This is a genomic window from Streptomyces sp. NPDC002853, assembly GCF_053591915.1.
Map to the genome: position 1 here is coordinate 108,930 of NZ_JBSFUS010000009.1, position 23,040 is coordinate 131,969.

The window sequence follows — 23,040 nt, forward strand, 5'->3', positions numbered from 1 at the left end:
ACATTGTCAGGTACGCGCTCGCAACATGCCATGGCGCCGCGCGGCATCACATGTCGTAGACCACCGTGACGGGCGCATGGTCCGACCACCGCTCCTCGTGACTGGCCGCCCGCTCCACGAAACCCTTGACCGCGCGCTCCGCGAGACCCGGCGTCGCCACGTGGTAGTCGATCCGCCAGCCCGTGTCGTTGTCGAAGGCGCGCCCTCGGTAGGACCACCAGGAGTACGGGCCCTCGACGTCGGGGTGCAGCGCCCGCACGACGTCGACGTACCCGGCGTCCCCCTCGAAGACCTCGCTCAGCCAGGCGCGCTCCTCGGGCAGGAAGCCCGAGTTCTTCTTGTTGCCCTTCCAGTTCTTGAGGTCGGCCTCCTGGTGCGCGATGTTCCAGTCACCGCAGACCACCACCTGCCGCCCCTCGGCGGCCGCCCGCACCCTGAGACCCTTCAGGTACGCGAGGAACTCCCCCATGAAGCGGATCTTCTCGTCCTGCCGCTCCGTGCCGACCTCACCCGAGGGCAGATACAGGCTCGCGACGGTGACGCCGGGCAGATCGGCCTCGACGTAGCGCCCGCTCCCGTCGAACTCCTGCGACCCGAATCCGATCTGCACGCGGTCCGGCTCACGGCGCGTATAGAGGGAGACACCCGCGCGCCCCTTGGCGGCGGCCGGTGCGTGCACCACGTGCCAGCCCTCGGGCTCCCGCACCTCGGCCGGCAGCTGCTGGGGCTCGGCCCGCACCTCCTGGAGGCAGACCACGTCGGCGGAGGTCTCGCCGAGCCACTCGACGAAGCCCTTCTTGGCGGCGGCGCGCAGCCCGTTCACATTCACACTGGTCACTTGGAGCATCCCGGAACGATACCGGCACACTTAATGGATACCCGCACACCACCGCATAGAAGTACGATGATTCGCATGAGTATTCAGTCACCGGCGCACCGGGCCTCCGTCGAGCTGCGCCCCACCCCCTTCGACCACCCCGACGCGGTCAGGCTCAACGACCGCGTGCAGCTCGAATACGCGGAGCGGTACGGAGATGAGGGCGACGTCACACCCCTCGACCCGGCCATGTTCACCGCCCCGCGCGGTCTGTATCTCCTCGCGTACGACGAGAGCGGCACCCCGGTGGCCACCGGCGGCTGGCGCGGCCACGAGGAGAACGACGAGGGCTACGCGCACGGCGACGCGGAGATCAAGCGCATGTACGTCACCCCGGAGGCCCGCGGCCTGGGCCTGGCCCGGCTCATCCTGGCGGCCCTCGAGGACGACGCGAGGGCGGCGGGCCGTACGCGCATGGTCCTGGAGACGGGCACGAAGCAGCCGGAGGCCATAGCCCTCTACACGTCGACCGGCTATACCCCGGCCCCCTCGAAGTTCGGCCTCTACCGCTTCGAGAACCTGAGCCGCTGCTTCGCCAAGTTCCTGTAGCCCTTGGGCACACGCAAAGATCCCGCCCGGTTCGAAGAACCGGGCGGGATCTCATGTGCAGTGGACCTGTGGGGATTTGAACCCCAGACCCCCTCGATGCGAACGAGGTGCGCTACCAGACTGCGCCACAGGCCCTTGCAACGAGTGAAACTCTAGCATCCCGATCCGGGTGCTTGGAAATCCGTTCCTGCCCGGTCCCTCGCTGGTCAGGCATCACTCGTTGGCGGCCCGCGGCCGCTCCCCGTCGTCGTACTGATCGAAGAGGGGCGTGCGTCCGCGTTCGCGGGCCCTGCGTGCGGACGCGGCCCGCCGTGCGTCGCTGCGGCCACCGCCGCCGTCCGCGCTGTCGGCGCCTTCCGCGGTCTCGGCGTAATCGGCGTACTCGCTCTCGGCCGCCTCGCCCCGCGCCTCGTCCGCGCTGGGCTCCACGGAGCTGGACCGTGCCGAGCTCCAGGCGTCGGGTGCGCCCAGGTCGACGTCGCCGGTGGCCCGCGGGGCGACCGGCGCGGTCACGTACGTCGGCAGGGGCACCGGCACCGGGTCCCAGCTGTCGCCGTGGCCGGGGCGGCGCTGGCGCTCGCGCTGCTGGTCCACCCACTCGGCGTGGTCGGTCTGCTCGACCAGGGCGCGGCGGTCGGCGGCGAGCGCGGAGAGCCCGGTCTCCGTCTCGGGTCCCGGTCCTTCCTCCGCTTCGTCGACGACCGCTTCCGTTCCGCCCGGCGCACGCCTGCGCGGCTGACGCTCGCGCAGCCGCTGCGCGGCGACCTCGGCCCGCTGCCGGTCCATGGTGTAGGTGAAGCGGCGCCGCTCCTGGCCCCGCAGATACACGATGTACGCGCTCAGGAGCGCGGCCGGCGCCGCGGGCGCCCAGAGGAACGCGAGCCCTCCGACGGCGGCGACGACCGTGCCGGCCGTGAAGGCGATGAACAGCATCACCGTCGTACGCCGTCGGCGTGCGAGCACCTTCGTGCGCCGGGCTCGCGCGGCGGCTTCCGCCGACGCGGCCCGCCGGGCGTGCGACTGCTGGGACCGGGCTCCGGTCGGGGCCGGGGTCGGCACCGGGGCCTTCACGGTGGGCCTGGCCGGGGGCTGCGCCGCGGCCTGCGCCTGAGGCCTGGCCGGAGGCTGCTGCGTCCGCGGCCTCGGCGAGGGCTGCTGCGCCTGGGGTTTGACCGGCGCCTTGCCCTGCGGCTCGGGCCGCTCCTCCTGGCCGCCCTGTCGATGCGGGGGCGCGACGAAGGCCCGGACGTCCACCGCGCCGGTGGCGTCGTCCGGGTCGCGCGACTCCTCCTCTTCGGGCGAGCGCGCTTGCAGGTCCTTGGCGTATCGGCGCTCCATCCCCGCACGTCCGGACAGGAGCCGGATGGCGGTGCTGAAGCGTTCCGTCGGACGGGCTTCATTGAGCTCGTCCTGCCTACGGAGCCACATCGGCACCAAGTAGGCGGCCCAGGCCCCGACGATGACTGCGTAGATGAGGCCGCTGCTGCTCACGCCTCACACGGTAGAGGGGTTTGCTGGAGGCCATCTGCCAATTGAGCCGGTGTGTCGCACGATCTGGCTGATATCTCGAACTTTTTTTGTGACTGATGCGATCAACAGGCCACCGGGACCGTGAAATTAATGCCTCAGAGGGACCAAGTCGGGCCCCAGACGGTCGATCACGGATTTATTTCAAACACTTATTCTATTTACGCGGTGTTCCGAGGTCGTGCCTGGTGCCAGCGCCGCAGCAACCCTTCCGGTACCTCTTCCGCGGTGAGCGCGAAGACAAGATGGTCGCGCCAGGCGCCGTCGATGTGGAGATAACGTGGACGGAGCCCCTCCTCGCGGAATCCGAGTTTCTCCACGACCCTGCGACTTGGCCCGTTCTCCGGGCGAATGCAGACCTCGATGCGGTGCAGCCCGACCGAGCGGAAGCAATGATCGACCGCGAGGGCGACGGCGGTCGGCATCACGCCGCGGCCCGCGACCGACTGGTCGACCCAGTAGCCGACATGCCCCGAGCACATCGATCCCCAGGTGATCCCGGCGACCGTCAACTGCCCCACGAGCCGCCCCTGGTACTCGATCACGAAGGGCAGCATGCGCCCGGCGTGCGCCTCGGCGCGCAGGTGCCGGACCATCTGACGGTACGTCGGGCGGTGCACGATCGGGCCGCTGGGCGTGGGCGGCGGAATGGTCGCCTCCCAGGGGCGCAGCCAGTCCCGGTTGCGCCGGTTGACCTCACGCCAGGGCCGCTGGTCGCGCATCTTTATCGGACGGAGGGCGACGTCGCCGTCCGTCAGCTCGACGGGCCAGGAGGGGCTGTTCAGCTCGCACCGCCTGGGGGGCGGGGATGGTCGCCGCCCCGGAGCTGCTCGACGGCGTGCGTGAGGAGCGGCTCCAGGACGGCCATGCCGTCCCGTACGCCGCCGGTGGAGCCGGGCAGGTTCACGATGAGGGTGCGGCCCGCGACCCCGGCCAGACCGCGGGACAGGACGGCCGTGGGGATCTTCTCCCTGCCGTACGCGCGGATCGCCTCCGGGATGCCGGGCACCTCGTGGTCGATGACGGCGCGTGTGGCCTCGGGGGTGCGGTCGGTGGGCGAGATGCCGGTGCCGCCTGTGGTGAGGATCACGTCGAAGCCGGCCTCGGATCCGGCGCGCAGGGCCTGCTCGACCGGGTCACCGTCCGGGACGACTTGCGGTCCTTCGACCTCGAAGCCGAGGGCGGTCAGCGCCTCGGCGATGACCGGCCCGCCCCGGTCGGCGTAGACCCCGGCGGCCGCGCGGTTGGAGGCCGTGACGACCAGTGCGCGGTAGGCGGTCATGCTCCGGCTCCTTCGCGGCTCCAGTCCCCGGACTTGCCGCCGGTCTTCTCCTCGACGCGCACATCCGTGATGACCGCGCCCTTGTCGACGGCCTTGACCATGTCGATCACCGTGAGGGCGGCGACGGTCACCGCGGTGAGCGCCTCCATCTCGACGCCCGTACGGTCCGTCGTCTTCACCGTGGCGAGGATCTCCACGGCGTCGTCCGCCACGGAGAGGTCCAGCTTCACCCCGGAGACGGCCAGCGGATGGCAGAGCGGGATCAGGTCGGGCGTGCGCTTGGCGCCCATGATGCCCGCGATCCGCGCGGTGGCCAGGGCGTCGCCCTTGGGCACGCCCTCGCCGCGCAGCAGTTCGATCACGCGGGGCGAGACCAGGACGCGGCCACTGGCCCGGGCGGTGCGCGCCGTCACGTCCTTCGCGGATACGTCGACCATGCGGGCGGCGCCCGCTTCATCGATGTGCGTCAGTCGCTGCTCGGTACTCATGTGCTGTGGCGCTCCCGGTCCGGGCCCTCCGGCGGTGCGGCGCAAGGGGGCCTATGTGCGCGACACCGTACCGCGCGGACGCGCCCTTCAGCCGAGCAGGACCACTTCGACGTCCGTACCCGGCTCCACCGATGTGATGTCTTCGGGGACGACGATCAGCGCGTTCGCGTGCGCGAGGGCCGCGACGAGGTGGGAGCCCGCGCCGCCCACGGGTCGCACGCCGCCCGCTTCGGCGTCGTACTGCCCGCGCAGGAACTGTCGCTTGCCCCCGGGGGAGGTCAGCGCCTTGTCGGCGGTGAGCTCCGCGCGCGCCGTGGGCCGGTGGACGTCCGGGAGGCCCATCAGGGCGCGCACCGCGGGGCGCACGAAGATCTCGAAGGAGACGTACGACGACACGGGGTTGCCCGGCAGGGCGAGCAGCGGGGTGTGGTCGGGGCCGATGGAACCGAAGCCCTGCGGCTTGCCCGGCTGCATGGCGAGCTTGCGGAACTCGATGCCGCTGCCGTCCTCGTCCTCGTCCCCCACGGAGGAGAGTGCTTCCTTCACGACGTCGTACGCCCCGACGCTGACGCCGCCCGTGGTGACGATGAGGTCGGCGCGGATCAGCTGGTCCTCGATGGTGGAGCGCAGCGTCTCGGCGTCGTCGGCGACCGCGCCCACGCGGTAGGCGATCGCTCCGGCGTCCCGGGCCGCGGCGGTCAGGGCGAAGCTGTTGGAGTCGTAGATCTGGCCCTTGGCCAACTCCTCGCCGGGCTGGATCAGTTCGCTGCCGGTGGACATGACGACCACGCGGGGGCGGGGGCGCACCTTCACCGTGCCCCGGCCGATCGCGGCGAGCAGGGCGATCTGCGGGGCGCCGAGGACCGTGCCCGCGGTCAGCGCGCGGTCGCCGGCCCGGACGTCGCTGCCCTGCGCGCGCACGTGCGCGCGTGCCTCGGCGGGGCGGTGCACGCGGACCTCGCCGGAAGCTCCCTCGGGTGCTCCGCTGTGCGCGCGCATCCCGGAGACGGGGCCTTCGCCGAGGCCTCCGTCGGTCCACTCCACGGGGACGACGGCCTCCGCGCCGGGCGGCAGCGGGGCGCCGGTCATGATGCGGGCGGCCTGGCCCGCGCCGACCTCCGGCTGCTCGCCCTGGCCCGCGGCCACGTCACCGATGACCGTCAGGACGGCGGGGAACTCCTCGCTCGCGCCCGTGATGTCGGCGACCCGGACCGCGTAACCGTCCATGGAGCTGTTGTCGAAGGGCGGCAGCGAGACGGGCACCGTGACGTCCTCGACGAGGACGCAGCCCTGGGCGTCGAGGAGTTGGAGCTCGATGGGCTCCAGGGGGCGGACGGATCCGAGGATGTCGTCCAGGTGCTCGCTCACCGACCAGACGTGTTCCTGGCCGGTGACTTCGGTCGTCGCGCTGCTGCTCAAAGTGCTACATCTCCTCGGACACGTAACTGCGAAGCCAGGCCTGGAAGTCCGGGCCCAGGTCTTCACGTTCGCACGCGAGTCTGACAATGGCACGCAGATAGTCGCCCCGGTCGCCGGTGTCATAGCGGCGGCCCTTGAAGACGACGCCGTGCACGGGGCCGCCGACCTTCTCGTCGGCGGCGAGCTGCTGGAGGGCGTCGGTGAGCTGGATCTCGCCGCCGCGGCCCGGCTCGGTCTTGCGCAGTATGTCGAAGACATGGGGGTCCAGGACATAGCGGCCGATGATGGCGTAGTTGCTGGGGGCGTCCGCCGGGTCGGGCTTCTCGACCAGGCCCGTCACCTTCACGACGTCGCCCTCGTCCGTGGTGTCCACGGCCGCGCAGCCGTAGAGGTGGATCTGCTCCGGGGCCACCTCCATGAGGGCGACGACGCTGCCGCCGTGCCGCTCCTGGACCTCGACCATGCGGGCGAGGAGCGGGTCGCGCGGGTCGATCAGGTCGTCGCCGAGGAGCACCGCGAAGGGTTCGTTGCCCACGTGCGGGGCGGCGCACAGGACGGCGTGACCGAGCCCCTTGGGGTCGCCCTGGCGTACGTAGTGCATGGTGGCGAGGTCGCTGGACTCCTGGACCTTCGCAAGTCTCGCTTCGTCGCCCTTCTTCAGGAGGGCCGACTCCAACTCGTAGTTGCGGTCGAAGTGGTCCTCGAGGGGGCGCTTGTTGCGGCCGGTGATCATGAGGACGTCGTCGAGGCCGGCGGATGCGGCCTCCTCGACCACGTACTGGATCGCCGGCTTGTCGACGACCGGCAGCATCTCCTTGGGAGTGGCCTTGGTCGCCGGCAGGAACCGGGTTCCGAGACCTGCTGCGGGAATGACAGCCTTGCTGATCCGCGGGGGGTGAGACTCAGTCATGTCCGTAACCATAACCGGTGACTATGTGCGGAATCTGTGGCTCCGGGCACTTTGTTCTCATATGAGCGCACCTGGAAGGATTTGTGAGCGCACCATGCAAGAAACCGGCTCGGACCAACCAACCAAGCGCACCTTGCGCGGAGAAATCCTCGCGGTGAGAAGCCGGTTGACTAGGGATAACGCGCAGAAGGCCGCCGCGGTTCTCGCCGACCGCGCATTGGAGCTGCCGGAGCTCTCCGGGGCGCACACGGTCGCCGCGTACGTCTCCGTGGGGAGCGAACCGGGGACGCGCGCGCTCCTTGACGCCCTCCACGCGCGCGGGACGCGGGTCCTGCTGCCGGTGCTCCTCGACGACAACGACCTGGACTGGGCGGGCTACGAGGGCGAGGACTCGCTGGCCCAGGTGCAACACCCGGGGAAAATCCGGCTCTTGGAGCCGTCGGGACCGCGGCTCGGGCCCGACGCGGTCGTGGCGGCCGACGTCGTGCTGCTGCCGGGTCTGGCCGTGGACGCGCGCGGGATGCGCCTCGGGCGAGGCGGCGGGTCGTACGACAGGGTGCTCGCCAGGCTCGGGCGGGCCGGGGCCGATCCGGCCCTCGTGGTGCTCCTGTACGACACCGAAGTCGTCGCGCGCGTCCCCCAGGAGCCGCACGACAAGCCGGTGCACGCCGTCGTCACCCCGTCGGGAGCACGCCACTTCCGCTGAGGCCCACGAAGACGGAAAGGGCCCTCCACGCGCGCGTGGAGGGCCCTTTCACTGCTGCGTGCGGCGGTTCAGGGCCGCAGCACCAGGGTGTCGTTCGTGCTCTTCTTGACGGCGTCGTCCGAGTAGACCCACGGCAGCAGCTCGCCCTTGACCCACTTGCTGGTCTGGTCGGTGTAGTGCGCGCTGTAGGCGTGCCCCGAAGCGCCGGTGAGGTTGATCCACTTCGACTTGTCGAGGTCGTCGAGGTTCACCACCATGCGCATCGAAGGCACCCACTGCACTCCGTAGCCGCCCGCCGCGTTCCAGCCGGTCGCGTTGACCGCCGCCTCGCCGCCGCCCAGCTTGAACGGGCCGCGGTTGAGCATGAACTGGAGCCAGCCGGGGCCTTCGACGCCCAGGGTCTGGTTCTTCAGGGTCAGCCGGTGCAGGCGGCCCCAGCTCCAGGTGTCGACGTCCTTGCCGAGCTTGGCCGTCAGGTCCCAGCGCGCGTCCTCCATGGCCCGGCCGAACAGCTGGTCGCGGGTCTTGGTCGCGTTGTCCGTGCGGGTCTTCGGCGACTGCCACCAGTCGTTGTCCTGGTCGTCCATGATCGTCCGGATCACTTCGTAGTAGCGGTCGCCGCCGTCGGGCTGCGCGGATTCCGCGTCCCGCTGGCCGCACTCGCGCACCGGCTCGGCCTCGTCGGCGGGACCCGTGTTGCCGGCCGGCTCGACGTTCAGGCACTGGCCCTTGACCCGCAGCTCCTTGGGCAGCTTGTTGCCGATGGAGAGCTTGAGGATGTTGCGCCAGACCGAGTTGAAGTACGCGGCCGCCGCCGAATCGGGGTCCTGGGTGTAGTCCCAGCCCTCGAGCAGCTTCTGCGCCTCACGGACGTAGCTGTCCTTGACGTCGATCTTGAGCAGCTTGGGCACCAGCAGCTTGGCGATCTCGCTGCTGTTGTCCATCTGCATCGTGCGCATGTCCTCGGTGGAGACCTTCCCACCGTCCTTGATCTTCGACTGGATCAGGTCGGTGATGCGCTGGCTGCGCGCCCCGTAGCCCCAGTCCGACGTGAGCTTGTACGGGTAGTCCGACTTCTCGTCGTCGATGACGGCCTGGTTGGCGGTCACGATGTAGCCGCGCTTCGGGTCGTACTCGTAGGGCAGCGCGGACTGCGGGATGTAGCCGGTCCAGCGGTAGTCCGAGTCCCAGCCGGGCGCCGGAAGGGCGCCGTCGCCCTTGCCGCGGACCGGGATCTTGCCCGGTGCCTGGTAGCCGATGTGGCCCTTGGTGTCCGCGTAGATCAGGTTCTGCGAGGGCACTTCAAAAGAAGAGGCGGCCTTGCGGAAGTCCGCGAAGTCCTTCGCCTTGTTGAGCTCGAATACGGCGTCCATCGACCTGCCCGGCTGCAGCGCGGTCCAGCGCAGCGAGACTCCGTAGCCGTCGCCCCGGTCGGGGGCGGCGCTGTCGACGGTGGCCTTCTTGCCGACCTTCACCAGTTCGTCGTCGCGGTCGGACAGCAGTGGGCCGTTGCCGGTCTCACGGACGGTGATCTTCTTCGGACTGCCGCCGGCGACCTTGATGGTCTCCACGCGTGTCTTGAAGGGCAGCACCTTGTCGTCGTACTCGTAGCCGTCGCCCTCGAACTTCTCGAGGTAGAGGTCGGTGACGTCGGCGCCCAGGTTCGTCATGCCCCAGGCGATGTCCTGGTTGTGGCCGATGACCACACCGGGCATGCCGGCGAAGGTGTAGCCGGAGACGTCGTACTGGCAGTCCTTGGAAACCGACCGGCAGTGCAGGCCCATCTGGTACCAGACGGACGGCAGCTGCGGTGACAGGTGCGGGTCGTTGGCGAGCAGTGGCTTCCCGGTGATCGTGTGGTCGCCGGAGACCACCCAGGAGTTGGAGCCGATGCCGTTGCCGTTCGGGCCGAGGCCCGCGTCCGGGACGCTGTCCAGGATGTCGGAGAGGCCCGACAGCTGGGACTGGAGGCCGTCGGGGGCCTGGGTGTTGCCCGCGAGGCCCGTGCCCGCCGCGCCGCCGGTCTGCGACTGGCTGCCCGTGCTGCTGCCCTTGCCGTCGTACTCCTTGGTGACGCTGTTGAAGGCGCCCTCCTGGACGATCGGCTTGTTCCGCGAGTACGGGTACTCCGGGTACAGGTCCTTGATCTGGGACGGGCCCAGACGGCTGGTCATCAGGGAGCGGTCGATCTCGTCCTGCATGTTGCCGCGCAGGTCCCAGGCCATGGCCTTGAGCCACGCCACGGAGTCGACGGGGGTCCACTCCTGGGGCGCGTAGTCGTTGGTGAAGCCGAGGGCGGCGTACTCCAGGGAGATGTCCTTGCCGCTCTTGTCCTTCAGGTAGGCGTTGACTCCCTTGGAGTACGCCTGGAGGTACTTCTTCGTCGCGGGCGACAGCTTGGTGTCGTACTCCTTCTGCGCCACGCGGTGCCAACCGAGCGTCCGAAGGAACTCGTCGGTCTTTACTTGGCCCTTGCCGAACATCTCGGAGAGACGACCGGAGGTCATGTGGCGGCGGACGTCCATCTCCCAGAACCGGTCCTGCGCCTGGACGAAGCCCTGGGCCATGAACAGGTCGGCATCGGACTCGGCATAGATCTGCGGGATGCCGTTGCCGTCGCGCTTCACGTCGACGGGGCCGGCGAGGCCGTCGAGCTTGATCGTCCCCTTGGTCTGCGGGAAGGAGGCACGCACCGTACTGACGCTCCAGTACGCCCCGTAGCCGATGCCCGCCACGATGGCCAGGACCAGGACGATGACGAGGAGGCGGGCTCGGCGCCCCTTCTTCTTGCCGGACTTATGACCGGAAGAGGCGGTGGTATTCGAGGGCATCGCTGTCCTTGCTGTCCTTACGCGAGCGGCAGGGCTGGCTGGGCGGTGGTGGGAGCGCTGGAGCAACTGTAGGCGCAGGGCACTGCGGCCTCGGACGCGGAGTCAGGAACCTACATGGCGACGCGTCGTACGGGAGTTCGAGGGCGTCAAGGAAGCGTTAACAATTAGGTAAGGTAACGAAGTACTTGGCTCGCGCGGAGGAAGGAACGGCCCCTGACTGTCCACGACCTCAACCAGCTTCTGCTCATCTGCTCGCTCGTCCTGCTCGTCGCTGTCGCGGCGGTCCGCATCTCGTCGCGCAGTGGGCTCCCCAGCCTGCTCCTCTACCTCGGCATCGGCATTGCCATGGGCCAGGACGGCATCGGCAACGTCACCTTCAACAATGCCGAGTTGACGCAGGTCATCGGCTATGCGGCGCTCGTCGTGATCCTGGCCGAGGGCGGCCTCGGCACGAAGTGGAAAGAGATCAAACCCGCGCTGCCCGCGGCCGCCGTCCTGTCGCTCGTCGGCATCGCGGTGAGCGTCGGCGTGACGGCCGCGGGCGCCCACTACCTGGTCGGCCTGGAGTGGCGGCAGGCACTCATCATCGGCGCGGTGGTCTCCTCGACGGACGCGGCGGCGGTCTTCTCCGTGCTGCGGAAGGTGCCGCTCCCCTCGCGCGTGACGGGCATCCTGGAAGCGGAGTCGGGGTTCAACGACGCCCCCGTGGTGATCCTGGTCGTGGCCTTCTCCGCCGCGGGTCCCGTGGAGCACTGGTACGTCCTGATCGGCGAGATCGCCCTGGAGCTCACGATCGGTGCCGCCATCGGCATCGCGGTGGGCTGGCTCGGCTCCTACGGCCTGCGGCACGTGGCACTGCCCGCTTCCGGCCTCTACCCCATCGCCGTGATGGCCATCGCCGTCGCCGCCTACGCGGCCGGAGCCATGGCGCACGGCAGCGGATTCCTCGCCGTCTACCTCGCCTCGATGGTCCTCGGCAACGCCAAGCTGCCGCACTGGCCCGCGACCCGGGGCTTCGCCGAAGGGCTCGGCTGGATCGCGCAGATCGGCATGTTCGTCCTGCTCGGCCTCCTGGTCACCCCGCACGACCTGCTCGACGACACCTGGCCGGCGATCATCATCGGCTTGATCCTGACCATGGTGGCCCGGCCCCTGGGCGTCATCGCCAGCCTGCTGCCGTTCCGCATGCCCTGGCAGGAGAAGGCCCTGATGTCCTGGGCGGGCCTGCGCGGAGCCGTGCCCATCATCCTGGCCACGATCCCGATGGTGAACGGCGTCGACGACAGCCAGCGGATCTTCAACATCGTCTTCGTCCTGGTCGTCGTCTACACCCTCATCCAGGGTCCTACGCTGCCGTGGCTGGCCAGGAAGCTGCGCCTTGGCGACTCCTCGGGCGCCGCCGACCTCGGCATCGAGTCGGCACCCCTGGAGCGCCTGCGCGGGCACCTGCTCTCGGTGGCGATCCCCAAGGGGTCGCGGATGCACGGCGTCGAGGTGGGGGAACTGCGGATGCCCGCGGGCGCCGCGGTCACGCTCGTCGTTCGCAACGGCGAATCATTCGTGCCGCAGCCCACGACCGTGCTGCAGCGCGGGGACGAGCTCCTGGTGGTCGCGACCGACCCGGTGCGCGACGCGGCGGAGCGGCGACTGCGGGCCGTCGGACAGGGCGGAAAACTGGCCGGATGGCTGGGAAGCGCTGGTCAAGACGCGGATGAGCGGGGCAATCGCAGGTGACGGGCGCCTCATTCTCCGTATTCACAGGTCCCCTCGCCCCATTCCCTGTACGATGAAGGCACACTTCTTCTGTACCAACTGATCGAACCAACTCTGTCTGAAGCAGAGCTGGCGCCGACCGTATGGCGGCCGCATGCCCTCGCAGTGGGCAACCGGCATCTACCGCAGTTCCGCGCTAGAGGACAGCTCTCGGCGCCGCCCTGAAAAGGGGGCCGCGCTACCAGGCGGCAGAAAGGCACGGGCCGTGGCATCCACGGTCACCTCCCGCCCCGGATACGGACAGCTGCTGCGCACCCGCGGCGCCTGGACGTTTCTCCTGCCCGGCTTCGCGGCTCGACAGCCCTTCGCGATGCTGACCATCTCCATCGTGCTGCTCGTGCAGCACACCACCGGCTCGTACGGCGTCGCCGGCGCCGTCTCGGCCGTCACCGGCGTCTCCATGGCCGTGTTCGCCCCCTTCGGCGGCAAGCTCGCCGACCGGTTCGGCCAGCGCGCCGTCCTGGTGCCCGGCGTGCTCATCCACACCGTCTCGGTGCTCTCCCTGACGGTGCTCGCGCTCTCGGACGCCCCCTTGTGGGCCCTCTTCGTCGCCGCGGTGCCCACCGGCGCCTCACAGCCGCAGATCAGTCCCATGGTGCGGGCCCGCTGGGGCGTCAAGCTCCAGGACTCCCCGCTCGCGGGCACGGCGGCCGCCTTCGAGTCGGTCACGGACGAGCTGACGTTCGTGCTCGGCCCGCTCTTCGCGACCGCGCTGTGCACGACCATCGACCCGGCGGCCGGACTCTTCACGGAGGCCGGTCTCACCCTGGTGGGCGGCCTGCTGTTCGCCGCGCAGAAGAGCACCCAGCCCAAGCCCGCCTCCCGCGAGGAGCACGCGCGCGTGGAGCACGTCTCCGCGCTGCGCATCCCCGGTGTGCGGGTCCTGATCGTGACCTTCCTGGGCATCGGCGCCGTCTTCGGCGGCATGCAGGTCTCGCTCGCCGCCTTCACCGAGTCCATCGGCGAACCCGGTCTGAACGGCGTCCTGTACGGCACGTTCGCGGCCGGCAACATGCTCTCCGGGCTCGTCTGCGGCGCCATCGCCTGGAAGATCGCCCCGCAGCGGCGCCTCCTCGTCGGGTACGCGGCACTGACCCTGATGGCCTCCGGCCTGTGGGCCGCGCACTCCGTGGTGCTCCTCGCCGGGCTCGGCCTCCTGGTCGGCGTCTGCATCGCACCCGCGCTGATCACCGGTTACACGCTGGTCGACCGGCTCGTGGACCCCTCCGGGCGCACCGAGGCGTTCACCTGGCTCACCGGTGCCGTCGCGCTCGGCCAGGCCGCGGCCGTCACCGTCGCGGGACAGCTGGAGGACCGCTTCTGGGACGGCGCCGGATTCCTGGTGCCGCTCGGCGGTACGGCACTGGCCCTCGCGGTGCTCGTGACCCTGCGCTCGCGGCTCGTTCCGCGGTCCGTCGGACGCACCGTGGCACGTGGCGTCGGTCACCGCCAGCCGGTCACGGTGGACTGATCTCGCGGAATACGTCACTATGGACCGTCGTTAGCACTCATCGAGTGAGAGTGCCAGGAGGAAGCAAGTGCCGACGTACCAGTACCAGTGCACCGAATGCGGCGAGGGCCTCGAGGCGGTGCAGAAGTTCACGGATGACGCTTTGACCGTGTGCCCCAGCTGCGACGGACGCCTCAAGAAGGTGTTCTCGGCCGTCGGCATCGTCTTCAAGGGCTCCGGCTTCTACCGCAACGACAGCCGCGGCTCGTCGTCGAGCAGCACGCCGTCGTCGGCCTCCGCGTCGAAGTCCTCGGACTCCAAGCCGTCGGACTCCAAGTCCTCGGCGGGCGCTTCGTCCTCCTCGGAGTCGAAGTCGTCGGGTTCGTCCAGCTCCTCGGGGTCGTCGGCCGGTTCGTCCAGCTCCTCCAGCTCGAGCTCGTCGGCCGCCTGAGTTCTTCTTCCGGGTCCCCGCTGTCGTACGACAGCGGGGGCTTCGGCGTTCCGGGGCCCGGTTACTGTGCTCGGCATGGTGAATACGGCGAACGCGACGCGGGCCGAGATCGGTGTCATCGGCGGCTCCGGCTTCTACTCCTTCCTCGACAACGTGACCGAACTCCAGGTCGACACCCCCTACGGGGCGCCCAGCGACTCCCTTTTCATCGGGGACATCGCCGGGCGGCGGGTCGCGTTCCTGCCCCGGCACGGCCGGGGACACCATCTGCCGCCGCATCGCATCAACTACCGCGCCAACCTGTGGGCGCTGCGCTCCGTGGGTGTGCGGCAGGTGCTGGGTCCCTGTGCGGTGGGCGGGCTGCGGCCCGAGTTCGGGCCGGGGACGCTGCTGGTGCCCGATCAGCTCGTGGATCGCACCAAGTCGCGTACGCAGACGTATTTCGACGGCGTCCCGCTGCCCGACGGGAGCATTCCGAACGTCGTGCACGTGTCGCTGGCCGACCCGTACTGCCCCGCCGGGCGCGGCGCCGCGCTGAAGGCGGCCCGCGGGCGGGAGTGGGAGCCGGTGGACGGCGGGACGCTCGTGGTGATCGAGGGGCCGCGGTTCTCGACCCGGGCCGAATCGCTCTGGCACGCGGCGCAGGGCTGGTCGGTGGTGGGCATGACCGGGCACCCCGAGGCGGTGCTCGCCCGTGAACTGGAGCTCTGTTACACGTCGTTGACGCTGGTCACGGACCTGGACGCGGGTGCGGAGAGCGGCGAGGGCGTCTCGCACGAAGAGGTGCTCCAGGTGTTCGCGGCGAATGTGGACCGGCTGCGGACGGTGCTGTTCGACGCGGTGGCCGGGCTTCCGGCGGAGGGTGAGCGGGGCTGTCTGTGCGCGGGGGCGCTCGGTGGGATGGAGCCGGGCATTCAGCTGCCGTGAGCGCCCGCACCGCCCGGACCGACCGCACCGACCGCACCGCCCGCCGCTTAGGCCGGAACTGCGCCTTCGGGTGACGGAGTTGTCCACAACCGGCGAGTAGTGCACGGGGCTCAGCGGGATCCGGCGCGGGCCTGCATCGTGAGAGCGGAAGGCAAGATCCGCAGCTCTCCCGAACTCTCCGCAGGTGGTGGCCGACATGCCGCAGGTTTCCCCAGACATCTCCTCCCCTTCTCCTCCCCCGCCATGCCCGGTCCCGCACTTCGCTCCCGTGCGGGTGCGGGGCGGGCGCCGGCGCCTGCGAAGGCTGCTGCGGCACAGGCGGCGGGCCATGGCCGCGGGGCTGGCCGTGACCGCTGCGGCGCTCGTGGCCGCCGGGCCGCGCGATGCCGAACGGGTACGGCCACAAGGGCATCCGGCAGCCGCGGCCGCTCCCTCACGGGCATCGGAGCGGGGCTCGGAGCGGGAATCGGAGCCGGAGTATCGGGCCGCCGCCATGGTGACGGCGCCGGTGCGGATCGCGGACGCGGAGACGGTGCGGCTGCTGCGCCGCGGTGACCGGGTCGACGTCGTGGCCTCGGACGGATCGAAGTCGCGGGTGGTGGCTGCCGGGGCGAGGGTGACCCAGGTGCCCCAGCCTCGGACGGGCGCCGGCGAAAGTGCCGCGGAGGCAGGGGCGTTGCTGGTGCTCTCCGTGCCACGGGCGACGGCGGCACGGCTCGCCGGAGCGGGTGCGGGCATGCGGCTGGCGGTGACGCTGTGCTGATTCACGACGTGTGCAACTGCACTGAGATCTTGTCAAGTCGCTCGTTCGAGGTACCCAATTGGACAGTGCTGCCAGGCCCTGCCGTAGGTTTCGAAGCTGTTTGTTTCACGACCTGCACATGCAACGAAAGGCCTCGTGGTGAGCGAGAAGAACGAGCCGAGTCTCTGGGAGGGCTTCAAGGCCTTCCTGATGCGCGGCAATGTCGTCGACCTGGCGGTCGCGGTGGTCATCGGAGCCGCGTTCACGAACATCGTGAACTCCGTGGTGAAGGGTGTCATCAACCCGCTGGTCGGCGCCTTCGGCACGAAGGACCTCGACCACTACAGCTCGTGTCTGCAGTCACCGTGTGTCGTGAAGGCGGACGGCACGGTCGAGAGCGGCATCCCGATCATGTGGGGCACGGTCCTCAGCGCGACCCTCAGCTTCGTGATCACCGCGGCCGTCGTCTACTTCCTGATGGTGCTGCCCATGGCCAAGTATCTGGCGAGGCAGGCCGCGCGGCGGGCCGCGAAGGAGGGCACGCAGGAGGTCATCGAGATCTCGGAGCTGGAGGTCCTCAAGGAGATCCGCGACGCCCTGGTGGCACAGCGCGGCTCGGGGCACGACGAGCGCTAGCGGCGGCTCAGAGGTGGTCTCAGAGGTGGTGGGGCGGCTTCTCGTCGAGGAAGCGTGCCAGGTCGGCGGCGCTGTCGCCGCCCGAGGGCCGCTCGCCCCACCCACGGTCCGTGTCGTCCGAAGACTGCTGCGACAGGGGGTCGTCGAAGACCAGGGCGCTCTTGGGCTTCTTCGGCGCCTCGGAGCCCTTCGGGGTCTCCGATTCCTTCGGATCGCGCGGTTCGGGGGCGGGGGCGGTGCTCATGCTTCCAGGGTACGTCGGAGGGGCACCACGGCGACCGTCAGACGGCCGTGAGCCCCTGGGCTGCGAAGATCTCCCTGGCGGCGGCCACCTGCCCGGGGGTCGGCGAGGGGGTGTCGCGCAGGGTGAAGTCCTTGCCGAGGGCGTCCCACTTCGCCTCGCCCAGCTTGTGGAAGGGCAGCACGTCGACGCGCGACACGTTGCCGAGCGAGGCGGCGAAGCGGGCGACGCCCTCGATGTTCTCCGGATCGTCGGTCAGGCCGGGGACGAGGACGAAGCGCACCCAGACGTCCTTGCCCACGTCGGCGAGGCGGCGGGCGAAGTCGAGCGTGGGCCGCAGGGGCCGCCCGGTGGCCTTCTTGTACGTGTCGCGGTCCCAGGACTTGATGTCCAGGAGCACGAGGTCGACGTCACGCAGCAGGGCGTCGGTGGCGCGCACGCCGAGGAAGCCGGAGGTGTCCAGGGCGGTGTGCAGGCCCAGTTCGTGCTTGAGGCGGTGCAGCAGTTCACCGGTGAAGACGGGCTGCAGGAGGGGTTCGCCGCCGCTGACGGTGGCTCCGCCGCCCGCCGCCGCGATGAACTTGGTGTACTTGGCGGCCTCCTTGATCACGTCGTCGGCGGTGGTCCGCTTGCCGTCCCGCATCCGCCAGGTGTCGGGGTTGTGGCAGTACAGGCAGGTCAGCGGGCAGCCCGAGAGGAACGTGACGAATCGGGCCCCGGGGCCGTCAACGCCGGTGGACAGATCCCAGGAGTGGAGGGACCCGGTGACGGGGCGCCGGGTGACCGCGGCGGCGGGGGTCGCCGTGCCGCGCGCGGTCACCGTTTCGAGCAGAGCAGTCATGGCGGTGCTCCAGGTGGCTCAGCAGGTGGCTCAGAGGGAGCCGTGGAAGGTGCGGTTGATGACGTCGAGCTGCTGGTCGCGGGTCAGGCGGACGAAGTTGACCGCGTAGCCGGAGACCCGGATGGTCAGCTGCGGGTAGTTCTCCGGGTGCTCCATCGCGTCCTGGAGCGTCGCCTTGTCGAGCACGTTGACGTTCATGTGGAAGCCGTCGCTTGCCATGTAGCCGTCGAGGACTCCGGAGAGGTTCTGGACCCGTTCTCCTGGGGTGCGGCCCAGGGCGTCCGGCGTGATGGTGTTGGTGAGCGAGATGCCGTCCTCGGCGTCGTCGTAGTCGAGTTTGGCGACCGACAGCGCGGAGGCGATGTAGCCGTGCTCGTCACGGCCGTTCATCGGGTTGGCGCCGGGGGCGAACGGCTCGCCGGCGCGGCGCCCGTCGGGGGTGTTGCCGGTCTTCTTGCCGTAGACGACGTTCGAGGTGATCGTCAGGACGGACTGGGTGTGCACCGCGTTCCGGTAGGTCGGGTGCTGCCGGATCTTGCCCATGAAGTCCGAGACGATGCGCCGGGCGATGTGGTCGGCCCGCTCGTCGTTGTTGCCGTAGGCGGGGTAGTCGCCCTCGATCTCGTAGTCGACGGCAAGACCCGTCTCGTCGCGGATGACCTTGACCTTGGCGTGCTTGATGGCGGAGAGCGAGTCGGCGGCGACGGACAGGCCCGCGATGCCGCACGCCATCGTGCGCAGGATCTCCCGGTCGTGCAGCGCCATCTCGATGCGCTCGTAGGCGTACTTGTCGTGCATGTAGTGGATGACGTTCAGCGCGTGGACGTACGTCTTGCCGAGCCAGCCGAGCATGGCGTCGTAGCGCTCGACGACGGTGTCGTAGTCCAGGTAGTCGCCCTCGATGGGCTCGAAGCCCTCGACGACGCGCTTGCCGGTCTTTTCGTCGCGGCCGCCGTTGATCGCGTAGAGCAGGGCCTTGGCGACGTTGACGCGGGCCCCGAAGAACTGCATCTGCTTGCCGACGGCCATCGCCGAGACACAACATGCGATGGCGGTGTCGTCGCCGTACTTGGGGCGCATCAGATCGTCGGACTCGAACTGGATGGCCGAGGTGTCGATGGCGACCTCGGCGGCGAAGTCCTTGAACCCCTTGGGAAGTTCGCGCGCCCAGAAGACCGTCAGGTTCGGCTCGGGGGCAGGACCCAGGTTGTAGAGGGTCTGCAGGGCACGGAACGTGGTGCGGGAGACGAGCGGGCGGCCGTCCTCACCGATGCCGGCCATGGACCAGGTGACCCAGGTCGGGTCGCCGGAGAAGCCTTCGTTGTACTCGGGGGTGCGCAGGAAGCGGACGATGCGGAGCTTGATGACGAAGTCGTCGATGAACTCCTGGGCCTCGGTCTCGGTGATGCGGCCGGCCTCGATGTCGCGCTGGAGGTAGATGTCGAGGAAGTTGTCGATGCGGCCGATCGACATGGCCGCGCCGTTCTGCTCCTTCACGGCGGCCAGGTAGGCGAAGTAGAGCCACTGGACGGCTTCGCGGCCCGAGGTGGCGGGGCCGGAGATGTCGTATCCGTAGGACATCGCCATGGACTTCAGCTCGCCCAGCGCCTTGATCTGCTCGGAGGTCTCCTCGCGGGCCCGGATGACGTCCTCGGTGGCCCACTCCTCGGCAAGGAGGTCCCTGTCGGCTTCCTTCTCGGCGATGAGGCGGTCGACTCCGTAGAGCGCGACGCGGCGGTAGTCGCCGATGATGCGGCCGCGGCCGTAGGCGTCGGGCAGGCCGGTGATGATGCCGGAGGAGCGGCAGGCGCGGATCTCGGGCGTGTAGGCGTCGAAGACACCTTCGTTGTGGGTCTTGCGGAGGTGGGTGTAGATGGCCTTGACCTCGGGGTCGGCCTCGTAGCCGTAGGCGTTGAGCGCGCCCTCGACCATCCGCCAGCCGCCGTTGGGCATGATCGCGCGCTTGAGCGGGGCGTCGGTCTGGAGGCCGACGATCAGGTCGCGGTCGGCGTCGACGTAGCCGGGCCTGAACGCGTCGATGCGGGACGGGGTCTTCACGTCCACGTCGTGGATGCCGCGCTCGATCTCCGCGGGGAACATCGCGAGGAGCTTCTGCCAGACCTGGGTGGTGCGTTCGGTCGCGCCGGTCAGGAAGGAGCCGTCACCCTCGTACGGGGTGTAGTTCTGCTGCACGAAGTCGCGGACGTCGACGGCGTCCCGCCACAGGCCGCCCTTGAAACCGTCCCACGCCTCGCCGTGCACCGTTGTCTCCGCGGGAGTTGCAGTCATCGCCGACACCTTCCGAATCGCCTTTTCGCTCTGCGTCCATTGCACTCCGCTTCGGCCGGCCAAGGGCTCCGCAATGGTCCCCACTTCAGGGCCGGAGGTCCCCTCTCCTCACCGCGGTCCACGAGGAGACTCGCTCTGACCTGGCGTTTTGCCCGGGACTTTGGACCCAAGTTCGCTTGTGAAGACATTCACAAGAAGTTCCCGGCCTCCCCGTGGCACCAGGTGTCCGGGCTCAGGACATGCCGGTGGGCCGGGTGCTCCCACACCCGGCCCACCGCTCCGACGCCGCTCGGGGCGTCAGCTCGGGGACTCCGCGCCCTTGCGGGCGTAGAACCACCAGCAGACCGCGATACAGCTGACGTAGAAGGCCACGAAGCCCCACATCGCGCTGGTGACCGCGAAGTTGGCGAACATCGCCGGGATGAAGAAGAAGCCGTAGGCCGCGATGGCGGAGGTGAATCCGGTGACCGCGCCGGCCTCCATCTCGGACTGCTTCAGCGCCTTCGTGTAGGCGGGGGTGCCCTCCTCCAGGCCCTTCAGGTGCTGGGCCCGGAAGATCACCGGGATCTGGCGGAACGTCGAGCCGTTGCCTATGCCCGAGAAGAAGAACGCGCACAGGAAGCAGACGAAGAAGCCCCAGAAGTTGCCGTCGTCACCGCCGGAGGGCAGGAAGTTGATGACGCCGATGATCGAGAGCGCCATGCCGACGAACGAGATGATGGTGACCCGCGCGCCGCCGATCTTGTCGGCGATCCAGCCGCCTGCCCAGCGGGCGAGCGCACCCACGGCCGGGCCCATCCAGGCGTAGGTGGCCGCGGAGTAGGCCGCGTCGATCGGCGTGAAAGTGGTCTTGATGAGCATCGGCAGAGCTGCCGCGAAGCCGATGAAGGAACCGAACGTGCCGACGTAGAGCCAGGTCATCAGCCAGTTGTGCTTGCGCTTGAAGATGATCTTCTGCTGGCTGAAGGGGGTGGAGGCGACCTTCAGGTCGTTCTGGCCGAACCACGCGACGGCGGCCAGGATCACCAGGACGGGCACCCACAGGAACGCGGCGTTCTGCAGCCACACGGGCGTGCCGTCCGCCTTGTGCTGGGCCGAGCCGACCGCGAGCACCGAGCTGGTGATGACGATCGGGGTGACCAGCTGGACGACGGAGACACCGAGGTTGCCGAGACCGCCGTTGATGCCGGTGGCGTTGCCCTTGTCGCGCTTGGGGAAGAAGAAGCCGATGTTGGCGAGGGACGAGGCGAAGTTGGCGCCGCCGACACCGCAGAGAGCCGCGATGGCGACCATCACACCGTACGAGGTGTTCGGGTCCTGTACCGCGATGCCGAGCCAGATCAGCGGGATGACCAGCACGATCGTGGAGAGCGCGGTGAAGCGGCGCTGGCCGATCATCGGGCCGAGGAAGGTGTAGAGGACGCGCGCCGTGCCGCCGGTGATGCCGGGGACGGCCGTCAGCCAGAACAGCTGCGAGGTGGAGAAACCGAAGCCGACGTCCTTGAGGTTGGTCGCCGTGACCGACCAGACCTGCCAGACGACGAACGCGACCAGGAGCGCGGGGACGGCGATCCACAGGTTGCGGGCGGCGACCTTCTTGCCGACGGACTTCCAGAAGAGTTCGTTCTCCGGCTCCCAGTCGGTGATGGTCTTGCCGGGGCGGTACTGCGCGGGGTCGTACGTGCTGTCCGATGGCGCGGTCCGCGTTTCTTGGGCGGCAGGCGATGTCATGTTGGATCCCAGTTCGCTACGGGTCCCGACCTTGCTCCGGGGCCTGACACATCCACCCTCGCGTGCGCGGTACTTCGGGAGCAGAGGCGTAGGACATGCGTCGACCGGCCCAAAGACACGAAGATGAGAGGGCCTTCGGACGTTCGGGCCTCGGGTGCTCCCCCGCGTGATACGCAAGTCGGCATGGCTTCCTCGAACCCCTCCACCAGGCCCCGCACCAACTCCCTCTCCGATGTCGCCGGTCTGCGCGTGGGCCATGCCACCCGCGTCGCGCCCACCCATGCGGGCCACCTCACCGGCACCACGGTCGTGCTCGCCCCGGATGGCGGCGCCGTCGCGGCCGTGGACGTGCGCGGCGGCGGCCCGGGCACCCGCGAGACGGACGCCCTCGACCCCCGCAACCTGGTCCAGCGCGTCGAGGCCGTGGTACTGACCGGCGGCAGCGCGTACGGCCTGGACTCCGCGACCGGTGTGATGGCGTGGCTCGAGGAGCGGGGCCGGGGCGTGCGGGTCGGCCCCGACCCCTCACACGTCGTCCCCGTGGTCCCGGCCGCCTGCGTCTTCGACCTCGGCCGGGGCGGCGACTTCGCGGCGCGCCCCGACGCCTCGACGGGCCGCGCCGCGGTGGAGGCCGCCGCGGGCAGCGAGCCGTTCACGCCCGTCGAGGAGGGGAACGTGGGCGCGGGCACCGGAGCCGTGGTCGGGAAGGTCAAGGGCGGTGTCGGCAGCGCGAGCGTCCGGCTCGACTCGGGCATCACCGTGGCCGCCCTGGTCGTGGCGAACGCGGCGGGCTCGGGGGTCGATGCGGGGACGGGTGCGCTGTACGGGCAGTTCTTCGAGGGGCGGCGGGTGGCCTACCCCGCCCCCGAGGTGCACGACGAAGCCACGCGCCGCCTTGCCGAGGCCGCCGCCATCAGCGGGCCTCCCCCGCTGAACACCACCCTCGCGGTGGTCGCGACGGACGCCGAACTCACCAAGGCCCAGGCGCAGAAGCTCGCGGGCACCTCGCACGACGGCATGGCGCGCGCGGTGCGCCCCGTCCATCTCCTCAACGACGGGGACACCGTCTTCGCCCTCGCCACCGGTGAGCACCCCTTGGCCGCCGACAGCCCCCTCGCCCTGAACGAAATCCTCGCGGCGGGCGCGGACATGGTGACGCAGGCGATCGTCAGGGCGCTCCTGGCCGCGGAGTCCGTCGAGACACCAGGCGGCAACTTCCCCTCGTACCGCGACCTTTACCGCCCATAGACTTCAAAGGAATCGTTAAGGGAATTCCTATGCTCAACAGCTACAAATGACCGCAGAGCACGGCGCGTTGGACCGCCGGTGGGCCATGTCCATGTGCCCGCCCTCACATCAAGCGGACGGAA

21 protein-coding genes and 1 tRNA gene are annotated in these 23,040 nt (G+C 69.6%); 9 read left to right on the forward strand and 13 right to left on the reverse strand.

From position 1 onward, the window contains the following. Positions 1-46 precede the first annotated feature (46 nt). The gene (locus tag ACWD02_RS25100; protein ID WP_451214677.1) at positions 47-847 is read right to left on the reverse strand and encodes an exodeoxyribonuclease III; all 801 of its coding nucleotides are present in this window, start codon (positions 845-847) and stop codon (positions 47-49) included. A 66-nt stretch (positions 848-913) separates the two neighbouring features. Between ACWD02_RS25100 and ACWD02_RS25105 the strand changes: the two genes are divergently transcribed. Continuing rightward, entirely contained in the window at positions 914-1,426 is a 513-nt protein-coding gene (locus ACWD02_RS25105; protein WP_451214678.1) for a GNAT family N-acetyltransferase, read from the forward strand. Positions 1,427-1,487: 61 nt separating this feature from the next. Here the strand turns inward: ACWD02_RS25105 and ACWD02_RS25110 are convergent. The 7 genes from ACWD02_RS25110 to galU all read right to left on the reverse strand — a co-directional run bounded on the left by ACWD02_RS25110 (position 1,488) and on the right by galU (position 7,052). Further along, positions 1,488-1,561 (reverse strand) — tRNA-Ala (locus tag ACWD02_RS25110). Between the two features lie 78 nt (positions 1,562-1,639). Continuing rightward, entirely contained in the window at positions 1,640-2,917 is a 1,278-nt protein-coding gene (sepX, locus tag ACWD02_RS25115) for a divisome protein SepX/GlpR (protein ID WP_451214679.1), read from the reverse strand. Between the two features lie 197 nt (positions 2,918-3,114). Next, positions 3,115-3,738: a GNAT family N-acetyltransferase gene (locus ACWD02_RS25120; protein ID WP_272902883.1), complete on the reverse strand. Its 624-nt coding sequence runs from the start codon at positions 3,736-3,738 to the stop codon at positions 3,115-3,117. Further along, positions 3,735-4,235, reverse strand: a complete 501-nt coding sequence (locus tag ACWD02_RS25125) for a MogA/MoaB family molybdenum cofactor biosynthesis protein (protein ID WP_451214680.1) — start codon at positions 4,233-4,235, stop codon at positions 3,735-3,737. The genes ACWD02_RS25120 and ACWD02_RS25125 overlap by 4 nt, the downstream gene beginning before the upstream one ends. Beyond that, the gene (gene moaC, locus ACWD02_RS25130; protein ID WP_363211760.1) at positions 4,232-4,723 is read right to left on the reverse strand and encodes a cyclic pyranopterin monophosphate synthase MoaC; all 492 of its coding nucleotides are present in this window, start codon (positions 4,721-4,723) and stop codon (positions 4,232-4,234) included. The genes ACWD02_RS25125 and moaC overlap by 4 nt, the downstream gene beginning before the upstream one ends. 87 nt (positions 4,724-4,810) lie before the next feature. Next, positions 4,811-6,142, reverse strand: a complete 1,332-nt coding sequence (gene glp, locus ACWD02_RS25135) for a molybdotransferase-like divisome protein Glp (RefSeq protein ID WP_451214681.1) — start codon at positions 6,140-6,142, stop codon at positions 4,811-4,813. Positions 6,143-6,146: 4 nt separating this feature from the next. After that, the gene (galU, locus tag ACWD02_RS25140) at positions 6,147-7,052 is read right to left on the reverse strand and encodes a UTP--glucose-1-phosphate uridylyltransferase GalU (protein WP_451214682.1); all 906 of its coding nucleotides are present in this window, start codon (positions 7,050-7,052) and stop codon (positions 6,147-6,149) included. 94 nt (positions 7,053-7,146) lie between these two features. Here galU and ACWD02_RS25145 point away from each other — a divergent pair, with 94 nt between their 5' ends. Further along, a complete protein-coding gene (locus tag ACWD02_RS25145) occupies positions 7,147-7,758 on the forward strand; it encodes a 5-formyltetrahydrofolate cyclo-ligase (RefSeq protein ID WP_451214683.1) in 612 nt (203 codons plus the stop codon). Positions 7,759-7,826: 68 nt separating this feature from the next. Here ACWD02_RS25145 and ACWD02_RS25150 read toward each other — a convergent pair whose 3' ends face one another. Beyond that, complete coding sequence (locus tag ACWD02_RS25150; protein WP_451214684.1) at positions 7,827-10,589, reverse strand: penicillin acylase family protein; 2,763 nt, start codon at positions 10,587-10,589, stop codon at positions 7,827-7,829. Between the two features lie 213 nt (positions 10,590-10,802). Here ACWD02_RS25150 and ACWD02_RS25155 point away from each other — a divergent pair, with 213 nt between their 5' ends. From ACWD02_RS25155 to mscL, 6 genes are all read left to right on the forward strand, one after another. Then, positions 10,803-12,323, forward strand: coding sequence for a potassium/proton antiporter (locus ACWD02_RS25155; protein WP_451214990.1), 1,521 nt, complete (start codon positions 10,803-10,805; stop codon positions 12,321-12,323). Positions 12,324-12,567: 244 nt separating this feature from the next. Continuing rightward, on the forward strand, positions 12,568-13,833 hold the full coding sequence (locus ACWD02_RS25160) for an MFS transporter (RefSeq protein ID WP_451214685.1): 1,266 nt from the start codon (positions 12,568-12,570) through the stop codon (positions 13,831-13,833). A 67-nt stretch (positions 13,834-13,900) separates the two neighbouring features. Beyond that, positions 13,901-14,263: an FmdB family zinc ribbon protein gene (locus ACWD02_RS25165; protein WP_451214686.1), complete on the forward strand. Its 363-nt coding sequence runs from the start codon at positions 13,901-13,903 to the stop codon at positions 14,261-14,263. Between the two features lie 75 nt (positions 14,264-14,338). Further along, a complete protein-coding gene (locus ACWD02_RS25170) occupies positions 14,339-15,190 on the forward strand; it encodes an S-methyl-5'-thioadenosine phosphorylase (RefSeq protein WP_451214687.1) in 852 nt (283 codons plus the stop codon). A gap of 196 nt (positions 15,191-15,386) precedes the next feature. Continuing rightward, positions 15,387-15,953, forward strand: coding sequence for a hypothetical protein (locus ACWD02_RS25175; protein WP_451214688.1), 567 nt, complete (start codon positions 15,387-15,389; stop codon positions 15,951-15,953). 138 nt (positions 15,954-16,091) lie between these two features. Further along, complete coding sequence (mscL, locus tag ACWD02_RS25180; protein WP_451214689.1) at positions 16,092-16,568, forward strand: large conductance mechanosensitive channel protein MscL; 477 nt, start codon at positions 16,092-16,094, stop codon at positions 16,566-16,568. A 19-nt stretch (positions 16,569-16,587) separates the two neighbouring features. On the opposite strand, the gene ACWD02_RS25185 is transcribed toward mscL, so the two are convergent. The 4 genes from ACWD02_RS25185 to ACWD02_RS25200 form a co-directional block, all read right to left on the reverse strand. Further along, the gene (locus ACWD02_RS25185; protein ID WP_451214690.1) at positions 16,588-16,812 is read right to left on the reverse strand and encodes a hypothetical protein; all 225 of its coding nucleotides are present in this window, start codon (positions 16,810-16,812) and stop codon (positions 16,588-16,590) included. Between the two features lie 37 nt (positions 16,813-16,849). Next, positions 16,850-17,650 (reverse strand): pyruvate formate-lyase-activating protein, encoded by an 801-nt coding sequence (gene pflA / locus ACWD02_RS25190; protein WP_451214691.1) that lies wholly within the window; start codon positions 17,648-17,650, stop codon positions 16,850-16,852. A gap of 30 nt (positions 17,651-17,680) precedes the next feature. After that, positions 17,681-19,939 carry a formate C-acetyltransferase gene (pflB, locus tag ACWD02_RS25195; protein ID WP_451214692.1) on the reverse strand — a complete coding sequence of 753 codons (2,259 nt, stop codon included), beginning with the start codon at positions 19,937-19,939 and terminating at the stop codon, positions 17,681-17,683. Positions 19,940-20,236: 297 nt separating this feature from the next. Beyond that, positions 20,237-21,670, reverse strand: a complete 1,434-nt coding sequence (locus ACWD02_RS25200) for a NarK family nitrate/nitrite MFS transporter (protein WP_451214693.1) — start codon at positions 21,668-21,670, stop codon at positions 20,237-20,239. A gap of 183 nt (positions 21,671-21,853) precedes the next feature. Here ACWD02_RS25200 and ACWD02_RS25205 point away from each other — a divergent pair, with 183 nt between their 5' ends. Continuing rightward, positions 21,854-22,918, forward strand: coding sequence for a P1 family peptidase (locus ACWD02_RS25205; RefSeq protein ID WP_451214694.1), 1,065 nt, complete (start codon positions 21,854-21,856; stop codon positions 22,916-22,918). Positions 22,919-23,040 lie beyond the last annotated feature (122 nt).

Excerpts from the sequence above, each read along its gene's own strand:
- ACWD02_RS25100 (WP_451214677.1), bottom strand. The coding sequence starts at position 847 with ATGCTCCAAGTGACCAGTGTGAATGTGAACGGGCTGCGCGCCGCCGCC.
- ACWD02_RS25105 (WP_451214678.1), top strand. The coding sequence starts at position 914 with ATGAGTATTCAGTCACCGGCGCACCGGGCCTCCGTCGAGCTGCGCCCC.
- ACWD02_RS25125 (WP_451214680.1), bottom strand. The coding sequence starts at position 4,235 with ATGACCGCCTACCGCGCACTGGTCGTCACGGCCTCCAACCGCGCGGCC.
- moaC (WP_363211760.1), bottom strand. The coding sequence starts at position 4,723 with ATGAGTACCGAGCAGCGACTGACGCACATCGATGAAGCGGGCGCCGCC.
- galU (WP_451214682.1), bottom strand. The coding sequence starts at position 7,052 with ATGACTGAGTCTCACCCCCCGCGGATCAGCAAGGCTGTCATTCCCGCA.
- ACWD02_RS25145 (WP_451214683.1), top strand. The coding sequence starts at position 7,147 with ATGCAAGAAACCGGCTCGGACCAACCAACCAAGCGCACCTTGCGCGGA.
- ACWD02_RS25150 (WP_451214684.1), bottom strand. The coding sequence starts at position 10,589 with ATGCCCTCGAATACCACCGCCTCTTCCGGTCATAAGTCCGGCAAGAAG.
- ACWD02_RS25170 (WP_451214687.1), top strand. The coding sequence starts at position 14,339 with ATGGTGAATACGGCGAACGCGACGCGGGCCGAGATCGGTGTCATCGGC.
- ACWD02_RS25175 (WP_451214688.1), top strand. The coding sequence starts at position 15,387 with ATGCCGCAGGTTTCCCCAGACATCTCCTCCCCTTCTCCTCCCCCGCCA.
- ACWD02_RS25185 (WP_451214690.1), bottom strand. The coding sequence starts at position 16,812 with ATGAGCACCGCCCCCGCCCCCGAACCGCGCGATCCGAAGGAATCGGAG.
- pflA (WP_451214691.1), bottom strand. The coding sequence starts at position 17,650 with ATGACTGCTCTGCTCGAAACGGTGACCGCGCGCGGCACGGCGACCCCC.
- pflB (WP_451214692.1), bottom strand. The coding sequence starts at position 19,939 with ATGACTGCAACTCCCGCGGAGACAACGGTGCACGGCGAGGCGTGGGAC.
- ACWD02_RS25200 (WP_451214693.1), bottom strand. The coding sequence starts at position 21,670 with ATGACATCGCCTGCCGCCCAAGAAACGCGGACCGCGCCATCGGACAGC.
- ACWD02_RS25205 (WP_451214694.1), top strand. The coding sequence starts at position 21,854 with ATGGCTTCCTCGAACCCCTCCACCAGGCCCCGCACCAACTCCCTCTCC.